We start from the raw sequence: 20,669 nt of genomic DNA, 5'->3' as shown, positions 1-20,669 counted from the left end.
CCCCGCCCATGACCGCTCTCCACACCGGCCCTCCGTCGGCGCTGCCCCCGGCCGTGGCCGCCGCCACCGTCCCCTGTGCGGGCGTTCCCATCGCGGCGATCACGCCGGACGAGGGTGCGGCCGCGGTCGTCCGGCTCGCGGCGCAGGGCGCGGCCGCCGATGTGCACCTGTGCAACGCGTACACGCTCGCCCTCGCCGACACCGACCCGGACCTGCACCGCCTCCTTCGTACGGCCGCCCTCAACCTGCCCGACGGACAAGGCGTGGTGTGGGCCAACCGTCTCGTTCACCGCGACCGTACGCTGCCCCGCGCAAGGGTCTACGGGCCCGACCTCTTCCTCGACGTCTTCGCCACGGGCCAGGCGGTGGGCCTGCGCCACTACCTCCTCGGCTCGACCCGTGAGGTCCTCGACGCCCTCACCGCGGAGCTGAAGACGCGCTGTCCGCGCGCACGGATCGTCGGCACCGAGGCCCCGCCCTTCCGCGACCTCACCGACGAGGAACGCGCCGCGCAGAGCGCCCGTATCGCCGCGTCCGGAGCCCAGATCGTCTGGCTCGGCCTCGGCACCCCCAAGCAGGACCACGAGGCCGCCCGCCTCGCGGCCCTGCACCCGGCCGTGTACGTCGCGGTCGGCGCCGCCTTCGACTTCGTCTCCGGAAACAAGCCGCAGGCGCCCGGGTGGATGCAACGCACCGGCCTGGAATGGCTGTTCCGGCTGTGCAGCGAACCACGGCGGCTGTGGCGGCGGGTGCTCTGGGGACATCCGCGCTTCCTGCTCGCGGCATTCCGTACCCCGACGAAGGGCCCCCGCTCATGACCACCCTGCTGCACCGCACCCGCCGCGCCGTCCAGCGTTTCGGCATCGACATCTGCCGCTACCCCGGCAGCTGGTCGGGACCTCAACTCGTCCAGCTCCTGCGCCGCTTCGAGATCGACACCGTGCTCGACGTCGGCGCCCACGCGGGCGGCTACGGCACGATGCTGCGCGCCGCCGGCTTCGACGGCCGCATCGTGTCCTTCGAACCGCTCACCGGACCGCGCACCGATCTGCTTGCCGCCTCCCAGGAGGACGACCGCTGGACGGTCCTGCCGTACGCGCTGGGGGACACCGACGGCACCACCGTCATGAACGTCGCGGGCAACTCCGGCGCATCCAGCTCCGTCCTGCCGATGCTCCCGCGCCACCGCGACGCCGCCCCGCACGCCACGTACACCGGCCGCCAGAACGCGGAGGTCCGGCGCCTGGACGGCCTGTGGGAACAGGTCACGGCCCCCGGCGAGCGGATCTTCCTCAAGCTGGACGTCCAGGGCTTCGAGGCCCATGTCCTGCGCGGACTCGGCGACATCGCCGACGAGATCGCCGGCCTCCAGCTGGAAACCTCCCTCGTCCCGCTGTACGAGGGCGGCCTGCTCTTCAACGACGCGCTCGCCCAGGCCCAGAAGAAGTTCGGCATGACCCTGATGTCGGTCGTCCCGGGCTTCACCGATCCGGCGAGCGGGCAGATGCTGCAGTGCGATCTGGTCCTTTTCAAGGAGCAGGCCGTCGTATGACGAAGCCACGGATCGCCTATGTGCTGCCGTATCTGACGGCGTACCGGCTGCCGTTCCTCGAGCATCTGGGCCGTGAACTGGACGGTCGCGGAGTCGGCCTGACGGTCGCGCACGGCCGGGCGTCAGGGATCTCCGTGGCACGCGGCGACGAGCTGCGGATGCCCGGGGCCGTGGAGCTGCGCCAGCGCAGGATCGAGATCCACGGCCGTGAACTCCTGTGGCACCACGGCCTCGGCGAGCTGGCCCGTACCCATGACGCGCTCGTCGTCCCCCAGTCGCTGCACAACCTGCGGGTCTATCCGCTGCTCGCCCGCCGGCGGGTGCCCGTCGGCCTGTGGGGGCACGGGCATACGCATGTCTCGGCGCACACCGGCGTCGAGCACCGGGCGAAGGCCGGACTCACCCGCCGGGCCGACTGGTTCTTCGCCTACACCGAGGCGGGCGGACAGTACGCGCGGCAGGCGGGAGTGCCCGCCGACCGCATCACCGTCGTACAGAACACCCTGGACGCCACGGCGCTCACCGCCGCACGCGACCGGGTCTGCGAGGCCCAGGCGCAGGCCCTGCGCGAGCGGTACGGCCTGACGGCGGGACGTACGGGACTGTTCATCGGGGCGGTCGACGAGCTCAAGCGCATCCCGTTCCTGCTGGATGCAGCCGAGCGGATCGCCGCCCGGCTGCCCGGATTCCGGCTGCTCGTCGCAGGCACCGGAGAACAGCGCGCGCTCGTCGAGTCCTGCCCGTCCGCCGTGTACGTCGGGCCCGTGGACGCCGAGGGGAAGGCGCGGCTCGGCGCGGTCTCGGACGTCCTTCTGATGCCCGGCGCGGTGGGACTGTGCGCCGTCGACTCCTTCGCCCTGCGCACCCCGCTGGTCACCACGCCCTGGCGCTACCACGGCCCGGAGTTCGGCTATCTCGAGCACGGCCGCAACGCCCTCGTGGTCGACGACCCGGCCTACGCCGACGAAGTCGTCGAACTCCTCTGCCGGCCGCGGGAGCTGGCGCGGCTGCGCCGCGCCTGCCGGTGCGACGCACAGCGCTACACCGTCGAGGAGATGGCCGTCCGCTTCGCCCGCGGCGCCGAGGGACTGCTCGCCCTGACCGGGCAGCGGCGCCGGCTGCGGCCGACGCCGCAGCCCGTTCAGTGAACCCCGTACGCGACATCCGAGGAGCCGCCGACCATGAGCCTGCTAGAAGCCGTGCGCACCAGCCGCGGCACCGTACGCCTGCCGATCGGTCTGCAGCGCGCCACCCGCGCGGCGGCACTGCGCGGCATGGTGCCGCAACAGGTCTGGCGCAGGCTGCAGCCCACCGGCCGCTGGACCGTACACGCCCCGGACGGCAGCGAGTTCCAGTACGAAGCCGCTGAACGGGACATCATGGCCCGCTGGGTGGTGTGGACCGATCTGCGGGACTGGGAGGAGAGCACCCAGCCGGTGCTCTTCGACCTGGCCCGCTCCGCGCGCTGCTTCCTCGACATCGGCGCCTTTTCCGGTATCTACACCCTGCTCGCCTGCCAGGCGAACCCCCGGTTGCGCGCCCTCGCCTTCGAGCCCAACCCGGCGACGCAGCCGATGCTGCGCCGCAATCTGGAACTCAACGGTCTCGGCGACCGCGTGACGGTCGTCGAGAAGGCGCTCTCCGACGTACCCGGACGCGCGCGCCTGACCATCCCGTACGACACCACGGCGGCGTCCCTGAACGAGGAGCCCGCCGCCGTGGACAGTGTCGAGGTCGAGGTGAGCACGGCGGACGCGATCGCCGGCGATCTCCCCGTCGATCTGGTGAAGATCGACGTCGAGGGGTTCGAGCCGCAGATCCTGCGCGGTATGGCGGGGCTGCTCACCACCCGCCGCCCCGCGATCATCGCCGAGTGCCTGGACGGCCCCGCCCTCGAGCGGTTGCGCGCCACCGCCGCGGAGTTCGGCTACCGGACGGTGCGTCATCTGGGCCGGGGCGGCGCCGTGCCGGCGGGTGAGGGTTTCGTCCCGCCGGCGTTCTACGCCAACTTCCTCTTCACCCACGGCGGTTGAGCGATGACCGAACTCTCCCGCCGCTCCCGCCTGCTGCGCCGTACCGCCTACGTATGCGGGGGCCTGCTCGTCCTGGCCGTCCTCGCCGGCGGGCTGCTCTACGCGCGCCTCGACAGCAACATCCGCACCGACGAGGCCACGGCCCGCGCCCTGCGCGCGGACCACGGCTCACGCCCCGCGAAGGCGGGCAAGGCGCAGAACATCCTGCTCCTGGGCACCGACAGCCAGGCCGGCTGGGGCTCGACCCGGGCGGACACCACGATGCTGCTGCATCTGTCCGCGGACCGGCGCTCCGCCTCGATGACGAGCATCCCGCGCGATCTGATGGTCGACATCCCCGCCTGTCTGACGGCCGAAGGCAATCGCACAGCGGCCGAATACGCCCAGTTCAACTGGGCCTACGAGCGGGCGGGTGCGTCCTGCACCATCCGTACCTTCGAGAAGATGAGCGGCATCCGCGTCGACCATCACCTGGTGGTGGACTTCTCCGGGTTCATGAAGGTCACCGACGCCGTCGGCGGAGTCGAGGTCGACGTGCCCGCCACCGTGCACGAGTCGGTGGACGACCCGGACTACGGCGTCACCCTGCGGCCGGGACGGCAGCTCCTGAGCGGCAAGGAAGCGCTCGTCTTCGTACGGACGCGTCTGGGGGTGAGCGACGGAAGCGATCTGCAGCGCATCGAGCGGCAGAAGCAGTTCATGCAGGACCTGAGCCGCAAGGTGATCGACGCCGGCACGCTCACCTCGCCGACCAGGCTCTATCCCGTGCTCGACGCCGTCACCTCGTCCTTGACGGCGGACGACGGGATGGACTCGCCCGCCGAGCTGTACTCGCTCCTGAGCGGCGCCCGAAGCCTGCCGCCGCAGGCGATCAGGACGGTGACGCTGCCCGCCACCGAACACCCGGACTACATCGGCCGTTACGAGCCGGTCGAGGACGAGGCGCGCGCCCTGTTCAAGGCGCTGCGTGAGGACAGGCCACTGCCGCGGCACCTCTACAACGCGTACGACAAGGACGGGCATCGCGACCGCCCGTACTTCGAGAAGTCCTGAGCGCAGAGATGTCCTGAGCGCAGAGAAGTCCTGAGCGGAGCCCGGACCGGACACTCAGGGGGTGAGCGTCCGGTCCGGCTCCCGTGCGGCAGGTGCGGAGCGCGCCGGGGGCAGCAGCGCCCCGCCGCGGTTGCCCAGGGTCTGCACGAGCACCGGAACACCGAGGGCCACCGGCACCCACGCGACGACCCACAGGCGGTCGAGTTCCTCGAGCAGGGGATGGGCGAAGGCGGTGCCGAGACCCGTGAGCCCGGTCGCCAGGGCGATCGGCAGGAGCTGGGGGCGGTGGCGCCACAGGGCCCACAGGCACAGGCCGAGCAACAGGGCGAAGCCGACGTTGTAGTGGAACCAGGTGGGCCAGTACGTCACTTCGAGCGCCAGCATCCCCTGCACCGGATCGGGGACGTCGGGGCGCGTGAAGTAGCGCGTGAGCGTGTCCTGCATGGTCTCGCTCGCCGCCGGAAGGCCGAGCAGCGCGGTCACGGCCCCGATCCACAGGGCCGCCCCCGCCGATGCGACGGTCAGGGTCGTCCAGGCGCGGTGCCGTTCGCCGGTCCGCGTCGTCGGCGCAAAGCGCCGTGGGACGTGCCGGGTCGTGCGCCATGCGTACAACGCGCTCGCGGCAGCCAGCGTCACCGCGAGCAGCAGGGCCGTCGAGTACTTGGTCAGCGCCAGGACGAGGAGCCCGCCCAGAAGCGCCCCGAGTCCGGCCCTGCGCCGCCCCATGAGGACGTACACCGAGCCGATGCCGCAGAGCAGCAGGCACGGGGTGACGAGGCTGTCGGCGAGCGCGCGCGTACCCCAGTAGCCGAGGCCGCCGGTCAGGAGCACGGCCTCGCCCGCGAGGGACGGCAGGCGGCTCAGCCCGCTGATGCGCAGCAAGGTGTACGTGAGGAGGCCGGAGGTCGCCGTCAGGAGGAAGGACAGCACCCAGAGGCCCTTGAGCGCGCCGAACACCGCGATGAAGGGTGCGGCGAGCAGCGGGTAGCCGGGCCGGGTGTCGAAGATCCGCTCGTAGCGGGGGTGGTCGGGTTTCACGCCTTGCGGGTTCGCGGCAAGGCAGGCCGTGAGCTCGGACCGGGAGGCGCAGTAGGCGTCCCGTGCCTTCACCTGCGCTTCCCCGCGCGGGAGGCCGAGGAACTCGAGGGCGGCCCGGCTGTAGCGGTAGCTGTCGTTGTTGAAGCCCCAGCTTTGCGAGGCGTTCGCGCTGTGGAAGCCGGTGAGGAGCAGAGCCAGGAGAAGGGGGGCGGCAAGGCGGCGGGCCGTGCTCATCGTGCCTGCCTCAGAGGGGATGTGCGGGCGGTGCGGACCCACGGGGCAGGCGGGGCCGCGAGCCCCAGGTGCGGCGAGAGGATGTGGCGCAGGACGTGCGTCTCCGTGAGGTGCTCGCGTACCCAGGCACGCCCTCGTGCCCCACGCGCGAGCAGCTCCTCGGGCTCCTGGGCCAGCAACTGCCGTACGGTGTCGGCCGCTTCCTCCGGGGTGTCGGCCAGGTGCAGCCCGTCCTCGGGCCCCGGCAGCCAGTCGAGACCGGGCTGGCGCGAGGTGACGTGGACGCGGCCGGCGCACAGGGAGATGGCCAGGCGGTCGGAGGCGTAGCCGGTGTGGCGGCGGTAGCGGTCCCAGCCGGCCGTGACCGATGCCTGGCGCATGACGCCGAGTTGGCCGAGGAACGGCACGCCGCCGTACGCGTACGGCTTCCGCCCCCAGCCGCGCCCGTACACCGCGAGGTCGCAGCCCTCGGTGCGGGCGAGCAGCCGCACCAGCGCGAGGCGTTCGCCGTCGTCGGGCAGCAGCTCGACGCCGAGGAAGGTGCGCCGGGTGCCGAGGAAGGCGACCCGGGAGGTGAGCGGACCGGGGTCCTCGCCGTCGGCGCAGAAGCGCAGCGGCGCCGCGTGCGGGACGTAGTGCACCGGCACTCCGGTGGCGCAGTGCAGCAGGTCCGCCTGCGCGCCCACGGCGACGCTGTGGATCGCCGAAGAGCGCCTCAGCCACCGCAGGTTGCTCTGCCGCGGCCGCTTGAGCGGGCCGCCCCACGCGTCACCTTCCCAGGCGAGGACCGGGGGCCCGCCGAGTGCGCCGAGCAGTTCGTCGATCTGCCGCTCCGTCCATGCGCGTGACTGCGGGGACTGGACCAGGACCAGGGCGGGCGGTTCCGCCTCGGCGAGCTCGCGCAGATCGACGGGGGTGACCGCCGGGGCGAGGTAGCGGTGGCGGAGCAGGCCTTCGGCGGCGAGCTCGGCGAAGGCGCGGACGAAGCGGTTGTCGGGTCCGTCGTCGCGTACGTCATTGCTGAGCTGAAGCACCAGCGGCGGTGCGGTCATCGGGCTTCCTCCACAGCGGGCAGGCGGAGCGTGCGGGCGAACCAGTCGGTGTACGCCCGGGCGGTGTCGTCCAGGCAGAAGTGGGTGCGCACGCGCGTACGGCCGAACTCGCCCAGTTCCCGCCGGTGTTCCTCGTCGAGCGCGAGCCGCAGCATCGCCTCGGCCATCAGATCGGGACGGTCGACGTCCACGAGGTGACCGGCCCGGTCGACCACCCACGGCACCGCCCCGCTCCTGCGTCCCGCCACCACGGGGATGCCGAGGGCCATCGCCTCCGCGCAGATCATGGAGAAGGACTCCACACGCGACGGGTGCACGAGGACATGCGCCTCGGCCGCGAGCCGCTCGAGCATGGCGGCGTGCGGCAGCCGGCCGGCGAACTCCACCCCGGCGGCGAACCCGCGGGCCCGGGCCCACGTCGCGGCCGGTCCGTCCGGTTCGTGTCCCGCCCCGAACATGAGGAGACGGGCCGAGGGCAGTTGCTCGTGCACGAGATCGAACGCCCGCAGCGCGGCCGCGGTGTTCTTCCAGCGTCCCCAGCCCTGGGACGCGGTCGCGAACACCGGCGCCGTGCCGGGCTCGGGGGCCCGGGCCGAGGGAAGCGCGTCGGTGCGTACGGCGTTCGGGATGACCTCGATCGGGCGGCGTACGCCGAGGAAGCGACGGAAGTGGGCGGCGGTGTACGGGCTGTTGGCGCTCACGGCGGTCGCCCGCCACGTCGCGGGCACGGCCATCGTGTGCCGCCACCAGCGGTAGGCGCTGCGCATCTCCCAGGCGTAGCGCCAAGGGGTGTCCCGTGCGGTGACGCAGGTCGGGTGGCCCGAGGCGAGGGCGCCCAGGGCGAATTCGTACGTCCAGTGCGCGCTGACCACGTCGACCGGCTGCTCCCGCAGCGCCGCGCCGAGCCCTTGGCGCTCGGCGCGGAACATGTCCCGCGCGCGGCCGCGCTCCCGCATCGGCACCACGACCAGCCGCAACGACCCGTCCCCGTACGTGTGTTGCTCGCCCACCTGAGAGCTGAGCGCCACGACGGTGACCTCATGGCCCTGCTCCCACCAGGTGCGCGCCAGCCAGCCGGTGGAGGGGCCGGGGTACACCTCCGGCGTCGCGCATCCCAGGGCCTCGCGCAGGGGCGCCAGGTCGACCGGGCCGGTCAGGGCGATACGCATGCGGGTTCTTCCTTTTCCGTACGGGGCCTTGGTGCGCGGATCAGTCCGAGCCGCCGGGCCGCGCGGTAGGCGGGCACCTGGTCGCGGAGCAGCCACAGCACGGCCGCGACCGGCACCATCGCGAGCAGTGCGGCCGGCAGCGCCGCACCCCCCGGAAACCGCGCCGCTCCCCAACCGCCGCTCAGGGCAAGGCAGAAGCCCGCGGTCGCGTGCACGGCATGGCTGCGCAGCGCGGTCGGCAGCTCGATGAGGCCGGCCCGTCGCCAGGCCACGAGCTGCAGGGTGTGCCCGGCGGTGAGCCCGGCGACCGCGGCGCCGACGACGAGGACGGGGGAGGGCCACCGCCAGGCGAGCAGCAGCCCGGCCGCCGTGACGACGAGGACGGCGGCCTGGTGGGTGCCCATGGCACGGCGGGCGCCGCGGGCGAGATCGAGGGAGCATCCGGCGGCGTAGAGCAGTTGCAGCGCGGCGAGCAGCGACAGGGCGGGCACCAAATCCGCCGCCCCCTCCCAGCCGGGGCCGAGCAGCAGGCCGAGCGCCGCGGGCCCCGCGCCGGCCAGTGCGCCGAAGGCCAGCAGCCCCACCGAGGCGGAGTCGACGAGGGTGCCCGCGGCGGTGCGGATCTCCCGCCCCTGGCCCCGGCGTTCGGCGAGCGCGGGCACCGCCGCCTGGTTGAGGCCCTTGACCATGACGTTCAGCGGTACGTCGGCAAGGAGCTGGGCGCGTGAGTAGAGACCGGCCGCCCCGGGGCCGAGGAGCCGCCCCGCGCACCACAGCGGGGCGTTGCCCGCGAGGGACCGGGTCAGGGCGAAGAGGGTGAGGAAGCCGGACAGCCGGATCAGCGGCAGCGCCCGTACCGCATCCCCTTGGACCAGTTGCAGCGAGGCGGCGGAGGCGCGGGCGACGGCGTACGTCACGAGGGCCGCCACCGGGGGGTTGGCGGCGAGCGCGGCGGGTCCGGCATCGCGGCTGAGCAGGGCCACGGACACCACGCACCCGGCCACCTGCCCGGTCAGCTCGGCCACCGTCGCCTGACGGGGGCGGCCTTCGCGGCGCAGTGCGGCGAGGAGGACGGTGCCGAGCGGCAGCAGCAGGAACTGCAGACCCAGGACCCGCAGGGCGAGGGTGAGTTCAGGGAGCGCGAACAGCCGGGCCGGCAGGGGCGCGGCCACCTCGGCCAGCACACAGCACACCAGTCCGGTGACGAGCGCGATCCGCTGCGCCGCCCGCAGTTCGGCCCTGGTCAGCCGCACGGAACGCAGCACACAGGTGGCCAGACCCGCCTGGGCGAAGAGACCGAGCAGCTGCGTGAGCGTCAGGCCGATGGCGTACGCGCCGAAGGCACCGTGCGAAGCCGTGCGTGCCGTCCATGCCGTGTAGCCCAGCTGCAGCAGGACGGAGGCGAGGGCGCCACCGTAGTTCCAGCCGAGCACGGCGCCGATGCGGTGGGCGGCGGGCGCACTGGTCATGCCCGGCCTGCTCCGGGGACGGGTCCGGTGGCCAGGAGGAAGTTGCGGTGGTGGGCCGTGGGGGACATGCCGGGGCTCACGGGGGCGGGTCCTTCGGGGCCGAGGTGGCGGACCCAGGTGTACCCGAACTCGCGGGCTGTGGCGGTGACCTGCTCCAGGGCCCGGGCGTCCAGGCATTCGGTGAACAGCACCGGACGGTCGCGCTCCAGCGTGCGCGCGAGCCCGCGAAGGACCTGCGGTTCAAAGCCCTCCACGTCGATCTTCACCAGGTCGATCGGCTGCTCGCCCACCGCCTGGTCCCCGGTCGTCACCGGCACGTCGACCCCGTGCGTGCTGTCGGCCGTCCGCTCCAGGGATGCCATCGTGATCCGGGGCGGCAGGGCGAGCCGGGCGGTGCCGGGTGCGTCGGAGAGCGCCTTCGGGACCACGCGTACGCGGTCCTCGAGAGCGTTGACGGCGATGTTGCGGCGCAGGATCCGCTGCGCGACCGGGTTCGGCTCGACCGCCACGGCCCGCAGTCGGGGGTTGGCCCGGCAGGCGAGCAGCGTGTAGAGCCCGGCGTACGCGCCCGCGTCGAGGAATCCGCGTGCCGTGCGCGCCAGTTGGTGGAGCAGCGGGTGGGTCTCCTCCTCCCACACCGCGAGGTCGGACCAGACGACGACACCCGCGAGCACGTCGTCCGGATCGCACGCGTACCAGAACGGCGCACCGTCCGGAGCGTGCACGGTCCAGACGCCGGTGGGCCGCAGGTGCTCCCAGACGTGCTGCGGGATGTATCCGCGCAGCGTTCCCGTGCGCACGGCGCGCTGCACTGCACGGGAGCGCATCAGCGCGTCGCGGGTGCGGAGCAGGGCCGGTGCGGCCGCGTTGTTCTTCAGGGCGGCGAGGGCGGTGGCGCTCATGTACGGGCTCCCTTCCCGAGCTCGTGCCGTCCGGTGCGCCCGCCGCCGGCCGGCAGCGGGTCCATGGCGGCGATCGCCTCCCACGGATCGGCGGGCGGCGGCGGTACGTCCAAGTAGGCGCCGAGCATGTACCGCAGGGCGTTGCCGTTGGTGAGCCGGGTGCGGACCCAGTCGTGTCCCGCGAGGCCGGCACGGTGCAGCTCGCCGGGGTCGGAGCGCAGCAGGTCGGCGACGCGGTCCACGACCTCGGCGGGCGAGTCGACGCAGTGGAGGCCGTGCTCGGGTCCTGGCAGCCACGGTGTGTTGAGGGGGCGCGTGGTCACGTGCGGACGTCCCGCGTACAGGCTGATCGGCAGCCGGTTGGAGAAGTAGCCGTCGCGGCCCGCGAAGTGGTCCCAGTTGGCGCTGATCCGGGCGCTGCGCAGCGCCCGCACCTGGTCGTCGAACGGCACCGGACCGAGAGCGCCGGGCCCGCGCCAGCCATTGCCGTGCACGGCGAACCGGCAGCCGGGCAGCCGTTGCAGCGAGCGCACCATGCGGCTGCGCTGCCGGGCACCGTCGATGCGTTCGAGCACACCGAAGCGCACGAAGCAGCTGCCGATGTGCATCACGTCGTACGCCACGTCGTCCGCGTCCGGCACGGGGGTGTCCGTCCACAACCGCTCAGGAACGGTCTGCGAGATGTAGCGCACCGGCCGTGCGGTGTGCTGTCCGAGCACGCGCGCCTGGATGCCGAGCCCCACCGTGAACACGGTGTCGGCATGACGCAGCCAGGCGGCCAGCGAAGCGGGCACCGCCTTGCGCCCGCCCCACGGATCGCCCTCCCACAGCACCACGGTCGGCGAACCCAGGCGCCGCAGCAGGCCGGCGACGTCCTGATCGGTCCAGGGGAAGCGGCCGGGCGTCCGGACGAAAAGGAGCTCGGGGCGTGCCTGTTCGGCGACTCGGTGGATCTCGGCCAGCGCCTCGTCACGTCCCCGGGAGAGCAGGGCCACGGGTGCGGCGGGCACATGCGTGAGCAGCCCGTCGGCGGCCAGATCCCCGAACGCCTTGCCGAAGCCGAGGTGGACCTCGGGCTGCGCGTCATTGGTGAGGTGCAGAACGGTGGGCGATGTCATGACACGGCTCCGGTTCAGGACTGGGTCTGACGTACGGGCGTGGCAGGAGTGCGAGCTCCCGGCACCTCGGCGAGCTCCGCGTCCGTCATGATCCGGGCGAGCTCCGGGGTCAGGACGGCCGGCTTCCAGCCCAGCTCGCGCTCGGCCTTCGAGGCGTCCCCGATCAGGTCCGGCACCTCGGCGGGCCGCAAGTACCGCTCGTCGAAGCGGACATGGCGCTCCCAGTCGAGGCCCGCGTGCTCGAAGCAGAACGTCAGGAAGTCGCGGACGCTGTAGCTGGTGCCGGTGGCGACCACGTAGTCGTCGGGGGTGTCCGTCTGCAGCATCCGCCACATGGCGTCCACGTACTCGGGCGCGTAGCCCCAGTCGCGGCGGGCCTCCAGGTTGCCCAGGTGCAGCAGCTCCTGCTCACCGCGCGCGATACGGGCGGCGGCCCGGGCGATCTTGCGGGTCACGAAGGTCTCGCCGCGGCGCGGTGACTCGTGGTTGAACAGGATGCCGTTGACGGCGTGGATCCCGTACGCCTCGCGGTAGTTGCGGGTGATCCAGTACGCGTACACCTTGGCCGCCGCGTACGGGGAGCGCGGGTGGAAGGGCGTCGACTCCGACTGCGGGGGCGCCGTGATGCCGTACATCTCGGAGCTGGACGCCTGGTAGAAGCGGCACGGAAGCCCGGTCATCCGGATCGCCTCGAGGAGCCGGGTGGTGCCCAACCCCGTGGTCGTCCCCGTGAATTCGGGCTCGTCGAAGGAGACCCGCACATGCGACTGGGCGGCCAGGTGGTAGACCTCGGCGGGCTGGATCTGCTCCAGGAGCGTGGTGATACGGGAGCCGTCGGCGAGATCGCCGTAGTGCAGCCGGAGCCGGGCGTCGCTCTCGTGCGGGTCCTGGTAGAGGTGCTCGATCCGGGTGGTCGAGAAGGTCGAGGAGCGGCGGATGAGGCCGTGCACCTCGTAGCCCTTCTCCAGGAGCAGTTCGGCCAGATACGAGCCGTCCTGGCCGGTGATTCCGGTGATCAGCGCGGTACGGCGGGGGTGCGGCATGACTGCTCCAGCGGTGCGTGCGACGGGGAGGGCAGGAGTGCGGGCAGGGGGGTGACCGGCGCGGCGGGGCGCGCGCACGCGATCAGGACCCCCAGCAGCAGGGCTTGTTCGGGGTACGAGGTGTTGGTGATCAGGAAGACGAGCTGACCGGCGAGCACGACGCGGAAGAGCCCGCCGTGCGGGTGCACAGCCACCGCCTTCCACACCGCCGCGTGGATCGCGAGCAGCAGGAGGACGCCGAGCAGGCCGAGCCGCAGGAGGGTCGCGACGTAGTGGTTGTGCGGCGAGAGGTTGATGAACATCCCGTTGACTTCACGGAGGTAGCCGGACCCGAACGGGAGGCCGATGAGCCAGTCGACGAGGGTGCCCAGATGCGGCAGCAGTTCGGCCCAGCCGTTGAACCGCCAGACGAGCGTCTTGTCGTCGGTTCCCGAGGCGGCCAGTTCGCTCCAGAGGGTGCCGCCCGCGGTGGCCGCGAGGGTGAGCAGGGCGACGAGCGCGGCGGATCCGAGCCACATCAGCGGTCGCAGGCCGAACCGGGCACGTGCCTTGCGCGACAGCGCGAAGCCGACCAGCATCACCGCCGCGGCCACCCAGGCCGAACGGTGCTGCAGCAGCACCACCGTCGCGAGCAGGGGCCAGGCCAGCCAGCGCAGCCGTGGCCACACCACGCCGCACAGGAGCATCAGCGCGGCCTGGGCGATGAAGAGCGCCTCCGGAGAGCCCAGCGGCCGGGCGTCGCGCCGTTCCCCGCCGACGTACACGACCGTCGAGCTGGAGCCGATGCCGATGTCGCCCCACCACACGGTCGCGAGCACACACAGCACCATCGCGACCACGACCCAGCAGCGGGCCACGGCCCGCAGTGCCGCCTTGGGGTCCGGCAAGGTGGCGGCGAACAGCGCGACACAGCACACCTGCAGGAAGGCGGCCCGGGCTTCGTTGCCCGGCTGGGCGACGCCGAACGTCAGGAAACCCCGCAGCAGGGACAGCATCACGAGGGCCGCCAGGGCGACCAGGGCGATCCGGGCCGGGCCGCCGGGGTGGGCCGCGCCGACGAGGCGGACGGTCGCACTGGCCACCAGCGCGACGCACACCACGTCCGACGGCATCAGCCCGATACCGGACTCGACGAGCGGGGCGATGTCGTTGGTCAGCCCCTCCCAGAGCATGCGCTGCACGGTGAACAGGGCGAGCCCCCACAGCGGCCACCGGTGCACGCTCCAGGTGAGGAGCCCGACCAGGAGGATTCCCGCACAGGCGGTCGTGAGGTTCACCGCCCCGTCCCCGCCCGCACCGCCGTCATCACATACGGCGACACCATCAGGACCGGCGCCCGCCGCCCCGCATGGCGCAGGCAGTACACCCACCAGGCCCGCGGCGGCAGTTCGCGGACCGAGGTCACGCGCCGCAGGGCCTCGCGCACGCCGATGCCCGGCTCGCGGGAGCCGGTGCGGGGCGGGTTGCGGGGGCAGCGGCCCACGTGGCGGGGCGCGACCAGCGCCGGGATGCCGGCCTTGCGCGCGCGAAAGCCGTGGTCGTAGTCGCCCATCCCGTGCGGGAAGCGTTTGTCGACATCGCCGACGCGGTCGCGTGCCGTGCGCGGGATCAGGACGACATTGCCGTTGTACGTGTCGCAGGGTTCGAGCCGTCCGGTCGGCTCGACCAGGTCGAGCCCCCGGCCCCGCCGCCCGGAGTAGGTCGTCGCGGCGCCGTCGCGCACGGCGCCCACCACGATGGCCTCCGGCTCCTTCTCGGCGGCCGCCAGGAGGACGGCGAGCGCGTCGTCGTCGAGCACGACGTCGTCGTTGAGCCACAGCTGGTGGGTGAAGGCCGGTCCGCCCGCGGCCCGGCTGTTGCGGCTGGCGATCCGCATCCCGTGGCCCCAGAAGACGCTGTCGTCGGTGTCCATGACGTGCACGTCCGGGTGCGCGCGCCGTACCGCCTCGCCGGTGCCGTCCGTGCTGCCCGCGTCGACCAGGAAGACCTGCACGTCCGTGCCGGGCGGCAGGCCGCACTGCCGCTTAAGGGCGGTGAGGGCCGACAGGGTTGTCGTACAGCGGTTGTGACTGGTCATCAGAACGGCCACCAGCGGTTGCACCACTAGAGCTCCTCGGGTAGGGCGCTACCGGGAGAATGCCGCATACATGACTAATCTCATGGTTGGGACATACCGGGACGATCCGATAGGACGCAAAGCGTGCAACTCCCTCGCAGCGCCCGAGTGCACCTCGCCGGCCACCGTGGACTCGTCGGGTCCGCGCTCGTCAGGCACTTCAGATCCGAGGGGTTCGAGGACCTGATGCTGTACGGATCCGACCGGGTCGACCTGCGCGAGCGGGACGCCGTGCGCAGGCTCTACGCCGACCGGCGCCCCCGGGTCGTCGTGCTCGCCGCGGCCCGCGTCGGCGGGATCGCCGCCAACTCCGCCCGGCCGGTGGACTTCCTCAGCGACAACCTGCGCATCCAGGTCAATGTCCTGGACGCCGCCCGCGAGTTCGGCGTCGAGTGGCTGCTCTTCCTCGGCTCCAGCTGCATCTACCCCAAGCTCGCCCCGCAGCCGATCCCCGAATCGGCCCTGCTCACGGGCGCCCTGGAGCCCACCAACGACGCGTACGCCATCGCCAAGATCGCCGGCCTGCTGCACGTCCAGGCGATGCGCCGGCAGTACGGCCTTCCGTACATCTCGGCGATGCCGACGAACCTCTACGGGCCGAACGACAACCTCGACGTCACCACGAGCCATGTCCTGCCGGCGATGCTGCAGCGCACCCATGAGGCGCATACGCGCGGGGACGCGACGCTCACGCACTGGGGCAGCGGCACCCCGCGCCGCGAGTTCCTGCACGTGGACGATCTGGCGCGGGCCTGCCTTTTCCTCCTGGAGAACTACGACGGCGACGCGCCCGTGAACGTCGGCTGCGGCGAGGACATCGAGCTGCGCGAACTCGCCGAGCTGATCGCCGAGGCCGTCGGCTACCGCGGCGCCGTCGCGTGGGACACCGCGCGGCCCGACGGCACGCCCCGCAAGCTGCTCGACACCTCCGTGATCAACGCGCTCGGCTGGAAGCCCGAGATCGCCCTGCGCGACGGGGTGCGCCGTACCTACGACTGGCTGCGCACCCGCCTCTGACACCGATCGCCCCGCCGTCTCCTGCCCACCCGCACCGCCCTGCGCCTCGTCCCCCACCTGCAAGGAGCACCCCCGTGGACCTCCGCGGATTCTTGAAGATCGTCGCCAGACGGTGGCCCGTCGCCGTCACGGTCGTGGTCCTCGGCATCGCGGCCGGCTGGACCGCCACCGCCGTCTCGACCCCGGTCTACGAAGCGCGTACGCAGCTGTTCGTCGCGACCCGGCACGGCGGCGAGGACACCGCCCAGCTCAACCAGGGGCAGACCTTCTCGCAGGCCCGGGTCCAGTCGTACGCCGCGATCGTGGCGACCGACCAGGTCACCGAGTCCGTGGTGCGCAAGCTGCGGCTCGACGTGGAGCCGCGTCAGCTGGCCGAGCGGATCAAGGCGGAGGCCCCGCTCAACACCGTGCTCATCAACATCACGGTCTCCGACACGGAGCCGGAGCGCGCGGCGCAGATCGCCGACGCGGTCGCGGGCCGCTTCGCGAAGGTCGTCGAGCAGCTGGAGAGCCCGCGCGGTGCCGCGGCCGCCGGTCCGGCCCGGGTGGGCGACGGCGGCTACACGCCGGTGGCCGCCGCCCCGCAGGCGCCCGTGCACCTCGGGGTGACCGAGCACGCCTCCGTGCCCGCCGCACCCGTCTCGCCGCACGCCCTGCTCAACCTGGCCGCCGGACTGCTCGCCGGACTGCTCGGCGCCGGGGCGCTCGTCGTGCTGCTCGAGACGCTCGACACCACGCTCAAGCACCACACGGACCTCGCCGAACTGACCGGCCACGCCGTGCTCGGCACGATCCCGTTCGACCGTGACGCCCCTCAGCACCCCCTGGCCAACTCGGACTCCGGGCACTCCGCCCGCGCCGAGGCCTTCCGCAGGTTGCGCACCAACCTGCAGTTCACGCAGGTGGACGACCCGCCCAAGGTGCTCGTCGTGACGAGCTCGCTGCCGGGCGAGGGCAAGACCAACACGGCGGCCAACCTGGCGCTCGCGCTCACCGAGGCCGGGGTGCGCACCTGCCTGGTCGACGCCGATCTGCGGCGTCCCTGCGTCGCGAAGACCTTCGGCCTCGTCCAGGACGCGGGCCTGACCACGGTCCTCATCGGGCGGGCCGGTATCGACGACGTGATGCAGCAGGGCCCGGGCGGGCTCTCGGTCCTGACGGGCGGCGCCGTACCGCCCAACCCGACCGAGCTGCTCGCCTCGACCCGTATGAGCGATGTCCTCGAGGAACTCGCCGACCGCTACGAGGCCGTGATCGTCGACACCGCCCCGCTGCTCCCGGTCGCCGACACGGTCGGTCTCGCGCCGCTCGCCGACGGCACCCTGCTCGTCGTACGCGCCGCGAAGACCACCCGCGACCAGATCAAGAGCGCCGCCGACGCGCTGCGCACGGTGGGAGTGCGCACGCTCGGGACGGTCTTCTCGATGACCCCGACCGCCAAGTCCAAGGGCTATGGGAGTTACGGGAGTTACGGCGACGCTGAGCCCCCGGCCGCCGGTCGCCACCGGATGCCCACGCCGCGGACCATCCGTGAGCGCAGCGGTGTGGCCCTGTCGTATCTCGCGGGTGAGAAGTGACCGGCGCTCGTGGGCGAGACGTGACCGGCGCTCGTGGGCGAGACGTGACCGGCGGGCCGCTGTGGCACGGTTGAGAGTGCTGTTCGTCTGTACGGGGAACGTCCATCGGTCCGTGCTCGCGGAGCGGCTGTTCGCGAAGTGGGCCCCGGACGCCGAGGCGTCCAGCGCGGGGACGCAGGCGCGGCATCTGGAGGGCATGGACGCCGCCACCCGGTCCGTGCTCGCCGGGCTCGGCGGCGAGGTCGGGGCCTTCGCCTCGCGGCCGCTGACCGCCGCTCTGGCCGCCGGGTCGGACCTGGTGCTCGGCATGGAACGCGAGCACCGCGAAGCCGCCGTACGGCTCGAACCGCAGGCCATGCGCCGGTGCTTCACGCTCAAGGAGTTCCTGCGGCTTGCCGCGGATCTGGACGGTGCGGGGGCGACCCCTGAGGAGACCGTCGCCCGGGTCGCGGCACTGCGCGGCCGGGTCGCCCCGGCCTCGCAGCGGGCCGACGCGATCCCCGATCCGTGGGGCCAGGGCTATGACGTCCTGCGGGACTGCGCGACCGGGATCGACGAGGCCGTACGGGAGCTGAGTGGCGTCCTGGGCGTGAGAGGCGGTGTTCTGGGCCGCGAGGTGACATAAGCGCACAATAAAGTTGAGCGGGCTCCACTCAGGTCTGTTGCGTTAGCCCAAGTGCCGTGTCATCCTTGAGCCAGTTCCACTCAAGTCGTATGGAGGATTCGAAATGGCACGTGCGGTCGGCATCGACCTGGGCACGACTAACTCTGTCGTCAGCGTTCTTGAAGGCGGCGAGCCCACCGTCATCACCAACGCCGAGGGCGCCAGGACCACGCCGTCCGTCGTCGCCTTCGCCAAGAACGGCGAGGTGCTCGTCGGCGAGGTCGCCAAGCGCCAGGCGGTGACCAACGTGGACCGGACCATCCGTTCGGTGAAGCGTCACATGGGCACGGACTGGAAGATCGAGCTCGACGGCAAGCCCTTCAACCCCCAGCAGATCAGCGCCTTCGTGCTGCAGAAGCTGAAGCGGGACGCGGAGGCCTACCTGGGCGAGAAGGTCACGGACGCGGTCATCACCGTGCCCGCGTACTTCAACGACTCCGAGCGCCAGGCGACGAAGGAGGCCGGCGAGATCGCGGGTCTCAACGTCCTGCGTATTGTCAACGAGCCGACGGCCGCCGCCCTGGCCTACGGTCTCGACAAGGACGACCAGACCATTCTCGTCTTCGACCTCGGTGGCGGCACCTTCGACGTCTCGCTGCTCGAGATCGGCGACGGCGTCGTCGAGGTGAAGGCCACCAACGGTGACAACCACCTCGGTGGTGACGACTGGGACCAGCGCGTCGTCGACTACCTGGTGAAGCAGTTCAACAACGGTCACGGTGTGGACCTCGGCAAGGACAAGATGGCGCTCCAGCGCCTGCGCGAGGCCGCCGAGAAGGCGAAGATCGAGCTCTCGTCCTCGACCGAGACCACGATCAACCTGCCGTACATCACGGCCTCCGCCGAGGGCCCGCTGCACCTGGACGAGAAGCTCACGCGCGCCCAGTTCCAGCAGCTCACGTCCGACCTGCTCGAGCGCTGCAAGAACCCGTTCAACAACGTCATCAAGGACGCCGGCATCCAGCTGTCCGAGATCGACCACGTGGTCCTGGTCGGCGGCTCCACCCGTATGCCCGCCGTCGCCGAGCTCGTCAAGGAGCTGACCGGTGGCAAGGACGCCAACAAGGGTGTGAACCCGGACGAGGTCGTCGCCATCGGCGCCGCCCTGCAGGCCGGTGTGCTCAAGGGTGAGGTCAAGGACGTCCTGCTCCTCGACGTGACCCCGCTGTCGCTTGGTATCGAGACCAAGGGCGGCATCATGACCAAGCTCATCGAGCGCAACACCACGATCCCGACCAAGCGGTCCGAGATCTTCACGACGGCCGAGGACAACCAGCCGTCGGTGCAGATCCAGGTCTACCAGGGCGAGCGCGAGATCGCGGCGTACAACAAGAAGCTCGGGATGTTCGAGCTGACCGGTCTGCCGCCGGCGCCGCGTGGCGTCCCGCAGATCGAGGTCTCCTTCGACATCGACGCCAACGGCATCATGCACGTGACCGCGAAGGACCTCGGCACGGGCAAGGAGCAGAAGATGACCGTCACCGGCGGCTCCTCGCTGCCGAAGGACGAGGTCGACCGCATGCGCCAGGAGGCCGAGCAGTACGCGGACGAGGACCAGCGCCGCAAGGAGGCTGCCGAGTCCCGTAACCAGGGCGAGCAGCTCGTCTACCAGACCGAGAAGTTCCTCAAGGACAACGAGGAGAAGGTCCCGGGCGAGGTGAAGACCGAGGTCGAGGAGGCGCTCACCGAGCTGAAGGAGAAGCTCAAGGGCGATGACTCCGCCGAGATCCGCACCGCGACCGAGAAGGTCCAGGTCGTCGCGCAGAAGCTGGGCCAGGCGATGTACGCCGACGCCCAGGCCGCGCAGGCGGCGGGTGGCGAGGCTCCGCAGGACCAGCCCGGTGAGGCCAAGGCTGACGACGACGTCGTGGACGCCGAGATCGTCGACGACGAGAAGCCGGACTTCGACAAGAAGGACGGTGCCGCGTGACGGAGGAGACCCCCGGGTTCGACGAGCAGAACGAGCCCACTGACGTCTCCGAAGGCACCGCACCCGAGGCCGCCGAGTCGAAGGCCGCCCCCACTCCCAAGGAGGAGGGGGCGGCCCCGGCCGGGGACGCGACAGTGGCTCTCACCGCTCAGCTCGACCAGGTCCGTACCGCGCTCGGTGAGCGCACCGCGGACCTCCAGCGGCTGCAGGCCGAGTACCAGAACTACCGCCGCCGTGTGGAGCGGGACCGTGTCCAGGTCAAGGAGCTCGCCGTCGCGAAGCTCCTGACCGAGATGCTCCCGACCCTCGACGACATCGGCCGCGCCCGTGAACACGGCGAGCTGGTGGGCGGGTTCAAGTCGGTGGCCGAATCCCTGGAGACGGTCGCCGCGAAGATGGGTCTGCAGCAGTTCGGCAAGGAGGGCGAGCCCTTCGACCCGATGATCCACGAGGCGCTCATGCACAGTTACGCGCCGGACGTCACCGAGACGACCTGCGTCGCGATCCTTCAGCCCGGGTATCGCATCGGTGAGCGCACCATCCGCCCCGCGCGGGTGGCCGTGGCCGAGCCGCAGCCGGGTGCGCAGACCGTCAAGGAAGCCGACTCCGAAGAGGCGTCCGCCGCTTCCGCGGACGACAGCAAGGAGAGCGGTGGCCCGGACGAGGGCTGACGCGGACGGATCCATCGGTATACGTGAGGAG

The 20,669-nt window shown here is 71.9% G+C and carries 19 protein-coding genes; 10 read left to right on the top strand and 9 right to left on the bottom strand.

Annotation, left to right across the window (positions count from 1 at the left end; all coding sequences use genetic code 11):
- Window positions 1-8: 8 nt before the first annotated feature.
- From G6045_RS11270 to G6045_RS11250, 5 genes are read left to right on the top strand one after another with little or no spacing between them, the layout of a single operon-like run.
- Window positions 9-818 (top strand): WecB/TagA/CpsF family glycosyltransferase, encoded by an 810-nt coding sequence (locus G6045_RS11270; RefSeq protein WP_165331740.1) that lies wholly within the window; start codon window positions 9-11, stop codon window positions 816-818.
- Entirely contained in the window at window positions 815-1,552 is a 738-nt protein-coding gene (locus tag G6045_RS11265) for an FkbM family methyltransferase (RefSeq protein WP_165331739.1), read from the top strand. Before G6045_RS11270 ends, G6045_RS11265 begins: the two co-directional genes overlap by 4 nt.
- Window positions 1,549-2,700, top strand: coding sequence for a glycosyltransferase family 4 protein (locus tag G6045_RS11260; RefSeq protein WP_165331738.1), 1,152 nt, complete (start codon window positions 1,549-1,551; stop codon window positions 2,698-2,700). Before G6045_RS11265 ends, G6045_RS11260 begins: the two co-directional genes overlap by 4 nt.
- A gap of 33 nt (window positions 2,701-2,733) precedes the next feature.
- The gene (locus G6045_RS11255; RefSeq protein ID WP_165331737.1) at window positions 2,734-3,585 is read left to right on the top strand and encodes an FkbM family methyltransferase; all 852 of its coding nucleotides are present in this window, start codon (window positions 2,734-2,736) and stop codon (window positions 3,583-3,585) included.
- Between the two features lie 3 nt (window positions 3,586-3,588).
- Complete coding sequence (locus G6045_RS11250) at window positions 3,589-4,638, top strand: LCP family protein (RefSeq protein ID WP_165331736.1); 1,050 nt, start codon at window positions 3,589-3,591, stop codon at window positions 4,636-4,638.
- Window positions 4,639-4,692: 54 nt separating this feature from the next.
- Here G6045_RS11250 and G6045_RS11245 read toward each other — a convergent pair whose 3' ends face one another.
- The 9 genes from G6045_RS11245 to G6045_RS11205 are packed head-to-tail and all read right to left on the bottom strand — an operon-like array spanning window position 4,693 to window position 14,740.
- Window positions 4,693-5,910 carry a hypothetical protein gene (locus tag G6045_RS11245; RefSeq protein WP_165331735.1) on the bottom strand — a complete coding sequence of 406 codons (1,218 nt, stop codon included), beginning with the start codon at window positions 5,908-5,910 and terminating at the stop codon, window positions 4,693-4,695.
- Window positions 5,907-6,962, bottom strand: a complete 1,056-nt coding sequence (locus G6045_RS11240; protein WP_165331734.1) for a glycosyltransferase family protein — start codon at window positions 6,960-6,962, stop codon at window positions 5,907-5,909. Before G6045_RS11240 ends, G6045_RS11245 begins: the two co-directional genes overlap by 4 nt.
- Window positions 6,959-8,131, bottom strand: a complete 1,173-nt coding sequence (locus G6045_RS11235; RefSeq protein ID WP_165331733.1) for a glycosyltransferase family 4 protein — start codon at window positions 8,129-8,131, stop codon at window positions 6,959-6,961. The genes G6045_RS11240 and G6045_RS11235 overlap by 4 nt, the downstream gene beginning before the upstream one ends.
- Window positions 8,116-9,600, bottom strand: a complete 1,485-nt coding sequence (locus tag G6045_RS11230; RefSeq protein ID WP_165331732.1) for an oligosaccharide flippase family protein — start codon at window positions 9,598-9,600, stop codon at window positions 8,116-8,118. The genes G6045_RS11235 and G6045_RS11230 overlap by 16 nt, the downstream gene beginning before the upstream one ends.
- Window positions 9,597-10,502 (bottom strand): FkbM family methyltransferase, encoded by a 906-nt coding sequence (locus G6045_RS11225; RefSeq protein ID WP_165331731.1) that lies wholly within the window; start codon window positions 10,500-10,502, stop codon window positions 9,597-9,599. The genes G6045_RS11230 and G6045_RS11225 overlap by 4 nt, the downstream gene beginning before the upstream one ends.
- Complete coding sequence (locus G6045_RS11220; protein ID WP_165331730.1) at window positions 10,499-11,620, bottom strand: glycosyltransferase family protein; 1,122 nt, start codon at window positions 11,618-11,620, stop codon at window positions 10,499-10,501. The genes G6045_RS11225 and G6045_RS11220 overlap by 4 nt, the downstream gene beginning before the upstream one ends.
- Window positions 11,621-11,634: 14 nt before the next feature.
- Window positions 11,635-12,663 carry a GDP-mannose 4,6-dehydratase gene (gmd, locus tag G6045_RS11215; protein ID WP_165331729.1) on the bottom strand — a complete coding sequence of 343 codons (1,029 nt, stop codon included), beginning with the start codon at window positions 12,661-12,663 and terminating at the stop codon, window positions 11,635-11,637.
- On the bottom strand, window positions 12,636-13,940 hold the full coding sequence (locus tag G6045_RS11210; protein WP_165331728.1) for a hypothetical protein: 1,305 nt from the start codon (window positions 13,938-13,940) through the stop codon (window positions 12,636-12,638). The genes gmd and G6045_RS11210 overlap by 28 nt, the downstream gene beginning before the upstream one ends.
- Window positions 13,937-14,740 (bottom strand): glycosyltransferase family 2 protein, encoded by an 804-nt coding sequence (locus G6045_RS11205; protein WP_165331755.1) that lies wholly within the window; start codon window positions 14,738-14,740, stop codon window positions 13,937-13,939. The genes G6045_RS11210 and G6045_RS11205 overlap by 4 nt, the downstream gene beginning before the upstream one ends.
- A 123-nt stretch (window positions 14,741-14,863) precedes the next feature.
- Between G6045_RS11205 and G6045_RS11200 the strand changes: the two genes are divergently transcribed.
- The 5 genes from G6045_RS11200 to grpE all read left to right on the top strand — a co-directional run bounded on the left by G6045_RS11200 (window position 14,864) and on the right by grpE (window position 20,638).
- Window positions 14,864-15,796, top strand: a complete 933-nt coding sequence (locus G6045_RS11200; RefSeq protein WP_328707730.1) for a GDP-L-fucose synthase family protein — start codon at window positions 14,864-14,866, stop codon at window positions 15,794-15,796.
- A 74-nt stretch (window positions 15,797-15,870) separates the two neighbouring features.
- Entirely contained in the window at window positions 15,871-17,373 is a 1,503-nt protein-coding gene (locus G6045_RS11195; protein ID WP_165331727.1) for a polysaccharide biosynthesis tyrosine autokinase, read from the top strand.
- 61 nt (window positions 17,374-17,434) lie between these two features.
- Entirely contained in the window at window positions 17,435-17,998 is a 564-nt protein-coding gene (locus G6045_RS11190) for an arsenate reductase/protein-tyrosine-phosphatase family protein (protein ID WP_206343609.1), read from the top strand.
- Window positions 17,999-18,101: 103 nt separating this feature from the next.
- Window positions 18,102-19,967 (top strand): molecular chaperone DnaK, encoded by a 1,866-nt coding sequence (dnaK, locus tag G6045_RS11185; RefSeq protein WP_165331725.1) that lies wholly within the window; start codon window positions 18,102-18,104, stop codon window positions 19,965-19,967.
- Window positions 19,964-20,638: a nucleotide exchange factor GrpE gene (grpE, locus tag G6045_RS11180; protein ID WP_165331724.1), complete on the top strand. Its 675-nt coding sequence runs from the start codon at window positions 19,964-19,966 to the stop codon at window positions 20,636-20,638. The genes dnaK and grpE overlap by 4 nt, the downstream gene beginning before the upstream one ends.
- The last annotated feature ends 31 nt before the right edge of the window (window positions 20,639-20,669 follow it).

It is taken from the genome of Streptomyces mesophilus (assembly GCF_011044995.1).
In the GTDB taxonomy this organism is placed as follows: Bacteria; Actinomycetota; Actinomycetes; order Streptomycetales; family Streptomycetaceae; genus Streptomyces; species Streptomyces mesophilus.
The sequence above is the reverse complement of the archived record's forward strand: the minus strand, read 5'-3'. Positions and strand labels throughout refer to the sequence as shown.

Bases quoted from the DNA above. Each gene is read 5' to 3' on its own strand.
- G6045_RS11265 (WP_165331739.1), top strand. From the start codon at position 815: ATGACCACCCTGCTGCACCGCACCCGCCGCGCCGTCCAGCGTTTCGGC.
- G6045_RS11220 (WP_165331730.1), bottom strand. From the start codon at position 11,620: ATGACATCGCCCACCGTTCTGCACCTCACCAATGACGCGCAGCCCGAG.
- G6045_RS11245 (WP_165331735.1), bottom strand. From the start codon at position 5,910: ATGAGCACGGCCCGCCGCCTTGCCGCCCCCCTTCTCCTGGCTCTGCTC.
- gmd (WP_165331729.1), bottom strand. From the start codon at position 12,663: ATGCCGCACCCCCGCCGTACCGCGCTGATCACCGGAATCACCGGCCAG.
- G6045_RS11235 (WP_165331733.1), bottom strand. From the start codon at position 8,131: ATGCGTATCGCCCTGACCGGCCCGGTCGACCTGGCGCCCCTGCGCGAG.
- G6045_RS11255 (WP_165331737.1), top strand. From the start codon at position 2,734: ATGAGCCTGCTAGAAGCCGTGCGCACCAGCCGCGGCACCGTACGCCTG.
- G6045_RS11250 (WP_165331736.1), top strand. From the start codon at position 3,589: ATGACCGAACTCTCCCGCCGCTCCCGCCTGCTGCGCCGTACCGCCTAC.
- G6045_RS11240 (WP_165331734.1), bottom strand. From the start codon at position 6,962: ATGACCGCACCGCCGCTGGTGCTTCAGCTCAGCAATGACGTACGCGAC.
- G6045_RS11270 (WP_165331740.1), top strand. From the start codon at position 9: ATGACCGCTCTCCACACCGGCCCTCCGTCGGCGCTGCCCCCGGCCGTG.
- G6045_RS11205 (WP_165331755.1), bottom strand. From the start codon at position 14,740: ATGACCAGTCACAACCGCTGTACGACAACCCTGTCGGCCCTCACCGCC.
- G6045_RS11260 (WP_165331738.1), top strand. From the start codon at position 1,549: ATGACGAAGCCACGGATCGCCTATGTGCTGCCGTATCTGACGGCGTAC.
- G6045_RS11230 (WP_165331732.1), bottom strand. From the start codon at position 9,600: ATGACCAGTGCGCCCGCCGCCCACCGCATCGGCGCCGTGCTCGGCTGG.
- G6045_RS11225 (WP_165331731.1), bottom strand. From the start codon at position 10,502: ATGAGCGCCACCGCCCTCGCCGCCCTGAAGAACAACGCGGCCGCACCG.
- dnaK (WP_165331725.1), top strand. From the start codon at position 18,102: ATGGCACGTGCGGTCGGCATCGACCTGGGCACGACTAACTCTGTCGTC.